The sequence below is a fragment of the Simonsiella muelleri ATCC 29453 genome (assembly GCF_002951835.1).
Lineage (GTDB): Bacteria > Pseudomonadota > Gammaproteobacteria > Burkholderiales > Neisseriaceae > Simonsiella > Simonsiella muelleri.
Window position 1 is genome coordinate 398,285 of sequence record NZ_CP019448.1, and the last position, 12,675, is coordinate 410,959.

Genomic DNA, 12,675 nt, shown 5'->3' on the forward strand with positions numbered 1-12,675 from the left:
GAAACTATTTTTTATTCTGAAAAACACCGAATCCACGAGCTTGTGCTGCCTGAACTTTATCCCCATCAATTGTATAAACGTTCACGCTGCCTGTTGCACCGCCACAAACGGTCGGGAACATCATGCCGCGCAAATAATCTTTACGCATTTGATAAACGTGAATATCGCCCAAATCGCGTCGCATGGTTTCGGGGGTGATGCCTGAATTTTTTTCGCATTGGCGTGCATTATCAGAGCGGTATACATCGACTGTTTTCAGGCTGCCTGAAATGCTTTGGCAAGCGGTCAACGTGGTTAATAAAATTGGTAAAAATAATTTGAGATTCATGGCAGACATCTTTAAATTCGGTTATCGGAAAATACGTTGGATTGTGGGTAGCGCATCTACCATTTTTCAGGCTGCCTGAAAAATTACATACGTGGAGGTCCCATATTTTGATTGTTTTGTTCGGCTTTTTCTGCTGCACCCATTTCCGACATAATGACTTTATCGCCTTCTGCTAAACCTGATTTGATTTCGGTATTCATATCATCTTTTAAGCCAGTTTGAACTTCTTTTTCAATAGGTTTATTGTCTGCACCTAAAACGCGAACGAATTTTTTACCATCACGTGATTTAATTGTTACAGTTGGCACGGTTAAGACATTTTCAGCAGATGCGATTTCAATGGTATTTTGCGTGGTCATACCAATGGATAATTTGCGTTCAGGATTGGGTACAATCGCACGCGCATAATAGTAAATTGCGTTAGACGTAGTGTCGGTGGATTTGCTGTACGAACCTTGCGACATGGTGGTTAAACCGGGGTCAATACTGTCCAAAGTTGCGCTAATCGGCGCATCAGGTTCGGATAAAATGGTAAAGCTGAGATTTTGTCCTGCCTTGACTTTGGTTGCATCGCCTTCTGCAATTTGCATTTTATTGGTCATGCTGGTTAAATTGGCGATTTGTACGACTGTTGGTGAAGTTTGGCTGGCATTAATGGTTTGTCCTTGTTCCACGACCAGAGCCACGACTGTACCGTCAGACGGTGCTGTGATGCGTGTGTAGCCTAAATCTTTTTCAGCGGTATTAATAGCGATTTGCGTTTGACGAATAGACGATTGTAATTCTTTGATTTTGGCGCGGTTGGTTACCAGCGTGTCTTCAATTGTTTCAAATTCTTCTTGAGAAACAGCACCTTGTTGTAATAAGCCTTTGTAGCGGTCATATTTGCGTTGTGCGATTTTTACGGCGACTTCTGCGGAAGCCAATTGTGCTTGATACGTTTCCAATTGTGCTTTTTTTGTATTAACTTCATTCACTTGCGTAACATTATCAATTTCGGCAATTAAATCACCAGTTTTGACTTCATCGCCAATTTTGACGTGCATTCGTTTAATTTGTCCCGAAACTTGCGCGCCGACATCCACTAAATTGGTGGCGGAAATTTCGCCAGTAGCGGAAACGGTTTGGCTGATTTTGCCGCGTTGCACGGGTTCAGTAATGTAAGAAACTTCGTTTTTGGGTTTCATTTTGCCATAACCGAACCAAGCTGCCCCGCCAATAATGGCAATAATAATTAATGATTTAATTAATTTTTTCATATTAAATCGCATCGTCTCTCAAATTTAGAATGGTGTGCATCATAACCGATTTTTAGTGGTGAACCAAGATTGAGTAGCCAAACTACAAGTTGCAATTAATTAATATTAAATGAATTTTATCTTTACAATTTACATAATTTTGATTTACCTAAAATCAGAATTACATAACTCATCATTTTATTAACTTGTATTCAGTCCGAAAAATAGCGTAAATAAATTTCATAATAAAACAAAAAATTATCAAAATAAGTAAAAAAAATTGAAGAAAACACTTGTGCAGTTTGGGTAAATTTGGTTTAATACGGTCTTCGCTGATGCAGCGAAGTGAATTTGGGTGATTAGCTCAGTTGGTAGAGCGTCTGCCTTACAAGCAGAATGTCGGCGGTTCGACTCCGTCATCACCCACCATTTTCGTCAGTCGCTTTAACGGCGATTGGTTGAGCGGTGGTAGCTCAGTTGGTTAGAGTACTGGCCTGTCACGCCAGTGGTCGCGGGTTCGAGCCCCGTCCACCGCGCCAAATTCATTCATTGATAATCCTTTTTACATTTACTCCCTTGACTTTTTTAGTCAAGGGTTTTTTTTGTTCTAGAAATTTGGGTGCCTGATTTTTCAGGCAGCCTGAAATATTTTAAAGCGTTAGAAAAATGCACCAAAGATAGGAATTTATAACGGTTTCAATCTGAAAGCTATATCATATAGAATGAAAGTGTCTTGACACTTTTTAACTAATAGCGTTAAATCGCGCTTTTACTGATTTACTGAGACAGACCGATTTCAACGTTTGCGGGTTACAGCTAAGCGATTTGATTTTCCGCCCGTTGTGTCCGCGCATCGGGCTTTATTATTTTAAATAAAATGATTACATTAGAACAAGTTAGCAAAAAATTTCAAACGCGCGATAAAAAATGGTTTACCGCCGTAGAACCAACCAGTTTAACCATTGAACAAGGCGAAATTTTCGGCTTAATGGGCTACTCGGGTGCAGGAAAATCCACATTGTTGCGTTTAATCAATGTGTTGGAACGACCTGATTCAGGCAGCGTGTTAATTAATGGGCAAAATTTAACTGCCATGTCCGAAGCCCAATTGCGTCAAGCGCGACAAAAAATTGGCATGGTTTTTCAACAATTTAATTTGTTATCCAATCGCACAGTAGCACAAAATGTGGCATTTCCGTTGGAAATTGCGGGCTGGGATAAGGCGAAAATTGATGCACGTGTGGCGGAGTGCTTGGAAATCGTGGATTTGACCGAACGCGCCAATCATTATCCCGCGCAATTGTCAGGCGGACAAAAGCAGCGTGTCGGCATTGCGCGTGCGCTGGCACCTAATCCGCAAGTGATTTTGGCGGACGAGCCAACTTCCGCGCTTGACCCGATTACCACGCGTAGCGTATTGTCCTGCCTGAAAGAAATTAACGAGCGTTTCAAGGTTACCATTGTAATTGTAACGCATGAAATGAGCGTGATTCGTAAATTGTGTCATCGTACTGCTTTGTTGCATCAAGGAAAATTGCTAGAAGTGGCGGACGTAAAAAATGGCGTGATTTTGGCACAATCCGAAATTGGACAAGAATTATTACGTGATGATTGATATTGATTTGACGTGTTCAGGCAGCCTGAAAGTATTTTTAAAGAAATAACACCATGAATTTTGAAAACATTATTAAATTAAAATCTGATTTTTATCAAGCCATTGGCGAAACGTTGATGATGGTCAGTGTGTCTTCGCTGATTAGTGTGATTTTGGGCGGATTGTTGGGCGTGTGGTTGTACACCAGTGGACGCGGACAAATTTTTGAAAACGCATTGATGAATCGTGTGATGAGTTCACTGGTTAGCTTTATGCGTTCGTTCCCGTTTGTGATTTTGATGATTGTGTTGATGCCTGTAACGCGCTTGATTGTCGGGACTTCGTTTGGTTGGGGGGCGGCGTGCGTCGCGTTGAGTACGGCCGGCAGTTTTTATTTTGCGCGACTGGTGGAGCAAAATTTGAAAGAAGTCCCACGCGGTGTCGTAGAAGCTGCGCAAGCCATGGGTGCATCACCTAAAACTATTATTTTCAATGTATTATTAAGTGAGGCGCGTTCGGGGTTAGTGTTGAGCATTACCATTTTGATGATTGCGTTGCTCGGTGAAAGTGCGGCGGCGGGTTTGATTGGCGGTGGTGGTATTGGGGATTTGGGCATTCGTTACGGACATCAACGTTATATGCCTGATGTGATGGCGGTGGTGGTGGTGATTTTGACGGTGATGGTGGTCGTGATTCAAACCATTGGCAATACGTTGTCGGCAAAATTGAATAAGCGGTAAATTTTCAGCCTGAAAAAATCTTTTTTATTTTTGTTTTTTTGGAGAATAACATGAATTCAGTATTTAAATTATCTTTGGCTGGTGTGATTGCGTTGGCGTTATCGGCTTGTGGTGGTCAGCAAGAAGCCGCCAAACCTACGCCAGAAACCACACCTGCGTCAGGTACTGCACCTGTGGTGGAAAAAGCGGAAATTCGTTTTGGTACGACTCCTGGTGATTTTGGCGACATGGTACGCGACCAAATTCAACCCATGTTGGAGAAAAAAGGCTATAAAGTAACCATTACCGAATACCCTGATTATGTTACCCCTAATAAAGCCTTAGCAGAAAATGCGATTGATATCAATATTTTCCAACACAAACCATATTTAGATGGTTTCAAAGCCGAACATAAATTGGATTTGACCGAAGTATTTCAAGTGCCAACCGCGCCATTGGGTTTGTATGGTGGCAAATTGACTGCGCTTGACCAAGTGAAAAACGGTTCTACCGTGTCTGTCCCAAATGATCCATCTAATTTTGCGCGCGCGTTAGTGATGTTAAATGAATTGGGCTGGATTAAATTAAAAGGCGATGTAGATCCCTTGAAAGCGAGTAAAGCCGATATTGCAGAAAACACAAAAAACATCAAATTGGTAGAAATGGAAGCGGCAAATTTACCGCGTAGTCGCCAAGACGTGGATTTTGCGATTGTAAATGGTAATTATGCGATGTCAAGTGGCATGAAATTAACCGAAACATTGTTCCAAGAGCCTAGTTTTGCTTATGTGAACTGGTCTGCCGTGCGTACTGCCGACAAAGACAGTAAATGGGTTAAAGACGTTACAGATGCTTATAATTCAGATGAATTCAAATCGTATGCGAAAACCAAATTTGCGGGCTATAAATATCCAGCCGTTTGGGGCGAAAATGCCGCCGCTAGCGCAGTCGCGGAAGCCGCATCAACTGCCTCAGCCGTAAAATAATCCACATCATTTTTTCAGGCAGCCTGAAATTCTAGGGAATTTTTTAGGCTGCCTGAATTTTGTTAATTTTGTTAAAATAGTCTTTTGACTAAAAAATGTGAACTTTGCCATGACGCCAATTTTAGCTTTTGATATTGAAACCATTCCTGATGCGCGAGCTATTCGCGTTTTAAATCAATTGCCCGAAACGCTAACCAATGCCGAAGTAGTGGAGTATGCCGCCCAACAACGCCGCGCTAAAACAGGCAACGATTTCATGCCTCATCATTTGCATCAAGTGGTGGCGATTTCGTGTTGTTTGCGTTGGGGCGACAAAATCCACATTGGCACGCTGTGCAAATCCGACAGCAATGAAGCCGATATGATTGACGATTTCTTCAAATTAATTGACAAATACACACCGCAATTAGTCAGTTGGAATGGTGGTGGCTTTGATTTACCTGTGTTGCATTATCGCGCTTTGGTACATGGTATTCAGGCAGCACGCTATTGGGACATGGGCGAAGGCGATTTCCTCGACAGCAAAGATTTTAAATGGAATAATTACATCAGCCGCTACCATAACCGCCATTGCGATTTGATGGATTTGTTGGCGTTGTACACGGGACGCGCCAATGCACCATTAGACGAATTGTCCAAAATTTGTGGTTTTCCGGGTAAATTGGGCATGGACGGCAGTCAAGTTTGGTCTGCATATCAAGAAGGCAAAATTGGTGAAATTCGCGATTATTGCGAAACGGACGTGGCGAATACTTATTTGATGTTTCTGCGTTTTCGTTTGATGAGTGGCGCAATCACGCGTCCTGAATATGATAACGAAGTGGAAAAATTACGCCAGCATTTATTTGACATTGCCGATGACAAACCGCATTGGGCAGAGTTTTTAGAAGCATGGGAAGGCGATTGATTATTTCAGGCAGCCTGAAAACATAATTAGCAAAATAATCATGATAAAACAATTAACTTTGATTGGTGTCGGACTGATTGGCGGCTCATTTGTGTTGGATTTGAAGCAACGCGGTTTGGTGCAAACGGTGGTGGGTGTGGACGTGAATGCACAAAATTTGCGTGATGCGTTGGCGTTAGGCGTGATTGACCGCGCGGAATCTAAAATTAGCGCACAATCGGTGGGCGATGCGGATTTGGTTTTGTTGGCGACGCCTGTGGCAACGCTGCCTGAAATTTGTCGGCAGTTGGCGCAATTTTTACCGTCTGAAGTGATTATTAGCGATGTTGGCAGCACAAAAATGTCGGCAATGTCTGCATTTATGCAATTTCTACCCAATCATTTGGCACATTGTGTCGCAGCACACCCGATTGCGGGTTCAGACAAAAGTGGGGCAGTTTCCGCCCATACTGGCTTGTTTAAACAGAAAAAAGTAATTTTATGTCCTCACAACAATCAATCTTCAGGCAGCCTGAAAAAGATGGAGACTTTGTGGCAAGCAGTTGGTGCGCAAGTGTATGAATTATCAGCAGAAGAACATGATAAAGTGATGGCGGCGGTGTCGCATTTGCCACATTTATTTGCGTTTGCGTATGTGCATCAAATGCTGGACAACCCACAGGGGGCAGGATATTTGCAATTTGCGGGTTCGGGGTTTCGAGATTTCACACGTATTGCTGCCAGCCATCCACAAATGTGGACGGATATTACTTTGGAAAATCGGGATAATTTATTGAAATTATTATCTGAACATTTGGCGCAACTTGCGTATTTGCAAACGTGTTTACATAATCAAGATGTGGAAAAACTCTACCGCTATTTTGCCGAAGCTAAGCAAGTCCGTGAAATTTGGGGACAATCTCATTAATCATAAAATAGGAATGATGATGAAAACAATCAGTACGTTACATGCACCCATGCGAATCATGGGTATTCAAGCAAAATGTGATTTAGTAGACGTTCACGGGACTTTGGCGAATTTATGGACGCGTTGGGTGGACGACAAGGCGGCACGTTTGCCATCATTCACGTTGACGGTGTATTGTGTTTATCAATACCATGATGCTGAACCAAATAAGGTATTGATTACATTGGGTAGAATTGTGGCACAAGATTTGCCAGAAGTACCGTTTGCCCGTGAAACACTGTTGCCAGCGCAAGATTATTATCGCTATGATTTGGACGATATGCAGCCTGAAAACCGTTTTTCGACATGGCAACTCATTGAACAAAATGATGAATTGGAGCGTAGTTTTACCACCGATTTTGAAACGCATTCAGTCAATGGTTCAGGGCAAATTTACGTTGGCAAAATAGGATAGAAAATAGGTGGTAAGGAATAAAAATCATGAAAATTCAATATATTAGAAAATTAGTTAAACAAGCTTTATCCGTGTTAAGACGCTTGGACGCGATTTTGCCTCCTGAATTAACCGAACCTGATTGGGCGAACAGCATTGCGTTTCGTTGGCAAAAAATGGGCAATGCGGGTGTATTGCAAGGTTTACCACGTCCGCACACGTTTCCGTTATCACGTTTGGCGGCGGTGGGTACGCAAATGGATAAATTAATTCGCAATACCGAACAATTTTTGTCGGGGCGACCAGCTAATAATGTGCTATTGACAGGGGCGCGTGGTACAGGAAAATCTTCACTTATCAAAGCATTATTGCACGAATATGCGGAACGTGGTTTGCGCCTGATTGAAGTAGACAAACACGATTTAGCGACTTTACCAGTGTTATTGATTTTGTTAGCAGAGCGTTCGGAAAAATTCATTGTGTTTTGTGATGATTTGTCTTTTGAAGATGGCGAAGATGGTTACAAAGCTTTGAAAACCGCATTAGATGGCAGTTTGTCGCGCCGTGCGGATAATGTGCTGGTGTACGCGACTTCCAATCGCCGCCACCTGATGCCCGAATACATGGCGGACAATGTTGGCAACGCTGGCGAAGTTCATCCAAAAGAAGCGGTGGAAGAAAAAGTGTCGTTGTCCGACCGATTTGGTTTGTGGTTAAGTTTTTATCCTTTTGACCAAAATGATTATTTGGCGGCGGTCGAGAATTGGTTGGCGGATTTCAAATTGCCGTTAGATGAAAAAGCGCGTCATGCGGCGTTGAATTGGGCGCAGATGCGTGGTAGTCGTTCGGGGCGGACGGCATACCAATTTGCTTGCGATTGGGCAGGTAGGTTGCCTGAAGAGCGTGAAGTATTTTTGTAAGAACCTGTATTCACAGCCAACGTGAAATGGATTTTTGTTTCAGTTGGTGCGAAGCTGTGAATACAGGTTCTAAGAATCACAAGTGTTGTTTACACATTTATTGAAAAAACAATCCTCAAGCCATTCGTGTGGCGTAAAGAGTTTTTTCTTATCCAAAGCAGAATGTGGTTTTTGGACGAAAAGTCGGACAAAACTTCACAATATTGCGGTGCGAAAAATGCAAATCCGATGTAAAAAAGATTTTCCCCATTTTTAATTTTTCCGTAGAAATGCTTGAATAAATTTAATTTTATCCAATTGCGTCAATTGATTAAACGTTTGTTTATGTTGTCGCCACTTCCACTACGCCAATCAACGTTTTACCGAAATTTTCGCGGATAATATGCACATCAGATGGATCACAAATCTCAAATAAAAATGTATGATTGGGATAATCATGAAAAATATTTTCATATTTAAAACAATGAGTTTCTACCATTTTTGCAAAATCGCTGTCCAGTGAACCTGTGGTGGAAAACAGCGTTTTACCGTCAAAATCTGCTCCATAGCTTGGGTGGTTTTCAGGCAGCCTGAAATTTTTCCATTTCATCAATTTCGGCTTGCTGTTCGGCAGAAATTGGGCAAGTGGCTGGAACATGAATTTCATTTCTCACACGATTTTGATTTAAACGATGATACGCCGCCAAAACTTCGTGTTCTGGCACACGATGCAAATTCGGATAAAAATTGTGTAAACGATAAACTTCTGTTTTAAAACCATATTTATTTGCCAAATCCAATAATGTTCGACAAGCATTGGCTTTTTGGTTGGTGTTGGAATTGATGATTAAAATGTTGGTTGTTTGGTTCTGTTGTCCGAATTTCAGTGCATTTTTTAGCGTTGCCATGCCTTTTTGTTGTGCAGCGGCTAGTTTTTCGGTGTTAAATTGGTACATACCATTTGCATCAGTTAATTCTTTATCGTTTTCAATATGATAAATTTTTGCTTGCGGATAAGCATTTTGGAATTCAGCAATTTTTTCGCTGGCGAATGTGGATTTTCCAGAGCCTTGATGTCCACGTAATAAAATAAATTTTTGCATTTTCATCTTTCTGTTTTTGATGTCTTTTAAAGTTCAGGCTGCCTGAAAAATATAGTCGTTTCAGGATAATACGACCGAGACTGCCTAAGCAAGCTGATAATGCTATCATAAAAAGGTTTTGATACAAATTTGGATGAATATGGAAAAAATTTCCTAGTAAATCAGGCAGCCTAAAGTCACTTCAGGCTGCCTGTTATTAATTATTTCAATATTTGTCTATTCAATTAATTAACGGAAATTGTATTGTATACCCACACCAACGTAGTGTTTACCTTTAGCAGTGTACGTATGACCATTGTGATCGTAATTTTTCTTGAAATAATGGTCGTAATCACCACGAACCGCTAATTTATCATTCAGGTTATAAGTCGCACCAATACCAGCAGTAGCACGAGCAAACGTACCTTTTTGACCTTTTAATTTGTTTTTAACTGCACCATTTACACTATTCAAACCAGATTGCACTGTTGAATTAATGAGATTTGGCGAACTATTGCTGCTTTGACCACCTGTTACTTCTTCAATTTTCATGGTTGTACCAGCAACGCCACCTTTGGCAAATAAGCGGAATTTATCAGTCAAATTTTTACCCAAAGTTAAACGTGCACCGTAGGTGTGCTGTTGAGTCTCATTCACATAATTTTGTGTACCAGCAATCCAACCTTTATCAACAGCTGTTTTTAAATCTGAATTAGTTGTATTACCCAAATAAGCAGTAGAATCAAATTTGTGTGGAGCAGAGCCAGTATAGAATAATTCAGCACCCAACCAGTCATTAAACTGAGTACCAAAACCTACTTGACCAGCAAAACGTGTATCATTATCATTAGATACGCCATAAATATTTTGTGGACCTGCATAAGTTGCTTTCGTACCTGCACGCAATGCACCTAATGTACCGAATACATATGGTTTCGCAGCAAATGCAGGCGCAGCAGGCGCAACAACAGGTGCAACTTCTTCTTCAACTGTAGAAACTGGCGCAGATGCAACGGGTGCACTTACCAATGCTACTGGACGTGGTGCGCTACCAGAGAACCAGTTATCACATTGTGCCATGGTAATACGAACCGCACTGCCTGATTTATCTGTGTACACATTCACAGGCATTTCAGGGCTAAATGGAATGAATTTGCCTTGCAAAACAGTGGAAACACCTTCACGACCCATGCGTCGACCCACGCCCACATCACAAGCACCACGCGCATATTGTTCGCCCATGTCTTTTAAAGTGGCGGTTTGTACTTTGACCTCGCCTTTGCGTTTCAAAGGAGCTTTATGTGTGAATGGCGTGTAGAAACGAGCAGTCCCCGAAGCAACGGCAGCATCACACTCGGCTGCCGTGTCGTAACCCACGTTACCGTGCGCGTCAGTAACCATATCTGCTTTAGCAGTCATTGATACAAATAATGCGCTTAAAACAGCGACAGTTGATAGAATTTTTATGGCTTTCATGCTTGTTACTTTCATGTGTTTAGAAGAATAGCTTTATTTTAACCGAATATTACATCAATTGAATAGCCCAAATTTATTAATTCTGTATCTCTATTTAGCTAAATCAATTTATTCTATATAAAAAACAATATATTAATATATATCAATAATTTTGTTGTTTTTTTACATTTTGATGCTTTTTGCCGAAGTAAGTTGATTTATGTAGGTCAAAACCTTTGTAAAAAACCTATTTTCAGCTAAAACAAGAAATTAAAATTATTATATATCAATTAGATAAAATTTTAAAAATTTCCATTTTTGAAAGCTTGACAAAGGTCTTGACTGAAAATGAATGACTGAATCTACCGTGAAATTTCCATAACAAATGTATCTTTATCTTCCACTCCTGCAGACGTAACCACGCCGCGTTTCGTATCCACAAAATAATAATTTCCACCCACATCGCCACAATTCCATGCCGCAATCTGATAGGTTTGATTCGGCTTGAACCACTTGGCAGCACTGCGCGAAAAATCTGCATAATCAATAAATTCAGGCTCTTGGCTAAACCCCAATACTTCGGGCATTTGTTCGGCTAAATCTTCAGCAATCTCGCTGCCTGTCGCTTCCGAAAATGTGAGTGTCTCAAATTTACCACAGCGCGAATGAGGACGTTGTGTACCATCGCGTTCCTCAATGTCAATTGTCTCTGGAAGACGTTCGGATGCAGGTGCGGCAGCATCGTAACGCCATTCGCCGTAAAAATTCTCCTGATTCAACGCCCAAGCGGACAATGATGCTGTTAATAAAAATGTTGCCAAAATAATAGGTTGTTTCATGTTAAATTCCTTTTCAAGCGATAAAGGCTGCCTGAAAACAGAAATTCTCTTTTCAGGCAGCCTTTATTTTATTGATTAATTCATTATACGTCCAATAATAAACGTGCTGGATCTTCCAGTAAGTCTTTGATTGTTACCAAGGTCAATACAGCTTCACGACCATCAATAATGCGGTGATCGTATGACAACGCCAAGTACATCATTGGGCGAATGACGATTTCACCATTTTCCACAACAGCGCGCTCTTTAGTAGCGTGCATACCCAAAATAGCAGATTGTGGCGGATTGATGATTGGCGTGGACATCATTGAACCAAATGTACCGCCATTGGTGATGCTAAATGTGCCACCCGTCAAATCTTCAATGGCAATTTTGCCATCTTTGGCTTTTTTGGCATAATCAGCAATGGCTTTTTCAATATCAGCAAGACTCATTTGGTCAGCATCGCGCAAGATTGGCACAACCAAACCGCGTGGCGAACCAATCGCAATACCAATATCAAAATAACCATGATAAACAATGTCGTTGCCATCAACAGACGCATTAACAACAGGGAATTTTTTCAACGCAGCCACTGCAGCTTTCACAAAGAAAGACATAAAGCCCAATTTGATGCCATGTTCTTTTTCAAATTTTTCTTTATATTTGGCGCGTAAATCCATAATGGGTTTCATGTTCAATTCGTTGAACGTGGTCAAAATGGCATTTTCTTGTTGTGATGCTAACAAGCGTTCTGCCACGCGTGCGCGCAAACGACTCATCGGCACACGTTCTTCTACGCGGTTACCTGTCGCAATTTTGGCTACAGTAGGCGCAGATTGAGTAGGCGCAGCCACAGAGGCAGCCTGAACATCTTCTTTCAACACACGACCATCACGACCCGAACCTTGTACGTTATTTAAATCTACGCCTTTTTCGGCTGCCAATTTAGCAGCAGCAGGCATAGCAACGTTGTTGCTGGCGGTAGATTGCGGTTGAGTGGCAGCGGCTTGCGCTACAGCTTGCGGTGCAGCGGCAGATGCGGTGGCTGCTGTATCAATTTTTGCCAATAATTGTTGTGTTGTAACCACTTCACCATCTTTAACGATGATTTCCACCAACACACCAGCTTGTGGCGCAGGCACTTCCAACACCACTTTATCGGTTTCAATATCCACCAATACTTCATCGCGAGCCACAGAATCGCCCACTTTTTTGTGCCATGATAATAAAGTGCCTTCAGTAATACTTTCAGCAAATACAGGAACGTTTACTTCTACAATCATTTGATTCTCCAAACAAAGTTTGC

General features: G+C 41.5%; 14 protein-coding genes, 2 tRNA genes and 1 pseudogene. 9 read left to right on the forward strand and 8 right to left on the reverse strand.

Annotated features, from left to right (window positions below; genetic code table 11):
- Positions 1 to 4: 4 nt before the first annotated feature.
- Both BWP33_RS01935 and BWP33_RS01940 read right to left on the reverse strand, forming a co-directional pair.
- A complete protein-coding gene (locus tag BWP33_RS01935; RefSeq protein ID WP_002641053.1) occupies positions 5 to 328 on the reverse strand; it encodes a hypothetical protein in 324 nt (107 codons plus the stop codon).
- 83 nt (positions 329 to 411) lie between these two features.
- Positions 412 to 1,587: an efflux RND transporter periplasmic adaptor subunit gene (locus BWP33_RS01940; RefSeq protein ID WP_040628443.1), complete on the reverse strand. Its 1,176-nt coding sequence runs from the start codon at positions 1,585 to 1,587 to the stop codon at positions 412 to 414.
- A gap of 332 nt (positions 1,588 to 1,919) precedes the next feature.
- On the opposite strand from BWP33_RS01940, the gene BWP33_RS01945 reads away from it, so the two are divergent.
- The 9 genes from BWP33_RS01945 to BWP33_RS01985 all read left to right on the forward strand — a co-directional run bounded on the left by BWP33_RS01945 (position 1,920) and on the right by BWP33_RS01985 (position 8,032).
- Positions 1,920 to 1,995: transfer RNA gene (locus BWP33_RS01945), tRNA-Val, on the forward strand.
- A 33-nt stretch (positions 1,996 to 2,028) separates the two neighbouring features.
- Positions 2,029 to 2,105, forward strand: a tRNA-Asp gene (locus BWP33_RS01950).
- A gap of 338 nt (positions 2,106 to 2,443) precedes the next feature.
- The gene (locus BWP33_RS01955; RefSeq protein ID WP_002641051.1) at positions 2,444 to 3,181 is read left to right on the forward strand and encodes a methionine ABC transporter ATP-binding protein; all 738 of its coding nucleotides are present in this window, start codon (positions 2,444 to 2,446) and stop codon (positions 3,179 to 3,181) included.
- A 53-nt stretch (positions 3,182 to 3,234) separates the two neighbouring features.
- Entirely contained in the window at positions 3,235 to 3,900 is a 666-nt protein-coding gene (locus BWP33_RS01960) for a methionine ABC transporter permease (protein ID WP_002641050.1), read from the forward strand.
- A gap of 50 nt (positions 3,901 to 3,950) precedes the next feature.
- Positions 3,951 to 4,865 (forward strand): MetQ/NlpA family ABC transporter substrate-binding protein, encoded by a 915-nt coding sequence (locus tag BWP33_RS01965; protein WP_002641049.1) that lies wholly within the window; start codon positions 3,951 to 3,953, stop codon positions 4,863 to 4,865.
- Between the two features lie 109 nt (positions 4,866 to 4,974).
- A complete protein-coding gene (locus BWP33_RS01970) occupies positions 4,975 to 5,772 on the forward strand; it encodes a 3'-5' exonuclease (protein WP_002641048.1) in 798 nt (265 codons plus the stop codon).
- Positions 5,773 to 5,812: 40 nt separating this feature from the next.
- Positions 5,813 to 6,679 carry a prephenate dehydrogenase gene (locus BWP33_RS01975; RefSeq protein ID WP_002641047.1) on the forward strand — a complete coding sequence of 289 codons (867 nt, stop codon included), beginning with the start codon at positions 5,813 to 5,815 and terminating at the stop codon, positions 6,677 to 6,679.
- 13 nt (positions 6,680 to 6,692) lie between these two features.
- Positions 6,693 to 7,133, forward strand: coding sequence for an AraC family transcriptional regulator (locus BWP33_RS01980; RefSeq protein WP_104930285.1), 441 nt, complete (start codon positions 6,693 to 6,695; stop codon positions 7,131 to 7,133).
- A 26-nt stretch (positions 7,134 to 7,159) separates the two neighbouring features.
- Positions 7,160 to 8,032 carry an ATP-binding protein gene (locus BWP33_RS01985; protein WP_002641045.1) on the forward strand — a complete coding sequence of 291 codons (873 nt, stop codon included), beginning with the start codon at positions 7,160 to 7,162 and terminating at the stop codon, positions 8,030 to 8,032.
- Between the two features lie 172 nt (positions 8,033 to 8,204).
- Here the strand turns inward: BWP33_RS01985 and BWP33_RS12805 are convergent.
- The 6 genes and pseudogenes from BWP33_RS12805 to odhB all read right to left on the reverse strand — a co-directional run.
- Positions 8,205 to 8,282 (reverse strand): annotated as a pseudogene (locus tag BWP33_RS12805) (phosphoesterase); the annotation flags it as partial.
- A gap of 72 nt (positions 8,283 to 8,354) precedes the next feature.
- A complete protein-coding gene (locus tag BWP33_RS12810; RefSeq protein WP_002641044.1) occupies positions 8,355 to 8,621 on the reverse strand; it encodes a hypothetical protein in 267 nt (88 codons plus the stop codon).
- A complete protein-coding gene (locus BWP33_RS01995; protein WP_002641043.1) occupies positions 8,593 to 9,114 on the reverse strand; it encodes an AAA family ATPase in 522 nt (173 codons plus the stop codon). The genes BWP33_RS12810 and BWP33_RS01995 overlap by 29 nt, the downstream gene beginning before the upstream one ends.
- A 228-nt stretch (positions 9,115 to 9,342) precedes the next feature.
- Entirely contained in the window at positions 9,343 to 10,569 is a 1,227-nt protein-coding gene (locus BWP33_RS02000; protein ID WP_040628437.1) for an outer membrane protein, read from the reverse strand.
- A gap of 341 nt (positions 10,570 to 10,910) precedes the next feature.
- The gene (locus tag BWP33_RS02005) at positions 10,911 to 11,387 is read right to left on the reverse strand and encodes a hypothetical protein (RefSeq protein ID WP_002641041.1); all 477 of its coding nucleotides are present in this window, start codon (positions 11,385 to 11,387) and stop codon (positions 10,911 to 10,913) included.
- A gap of 83 nt (positions 11,388 to 11,470) precedes the next feature.
- A complete protein-coding gene (gene odhB, locus BWP33_RS02010) occupies positions 11,471 to 12,652 on the reverse strand; it encodes a 2-oxoglutarate dehydrogenase complex dihydrolipoyllysine-residue succinyltransferase (RefSeq protein ID WP_002641040.1) in 1,182 nt (393 codons plus the stop codon).
- Positions 12,653 to 12,675: the final 23 nt, after the last annotated feature.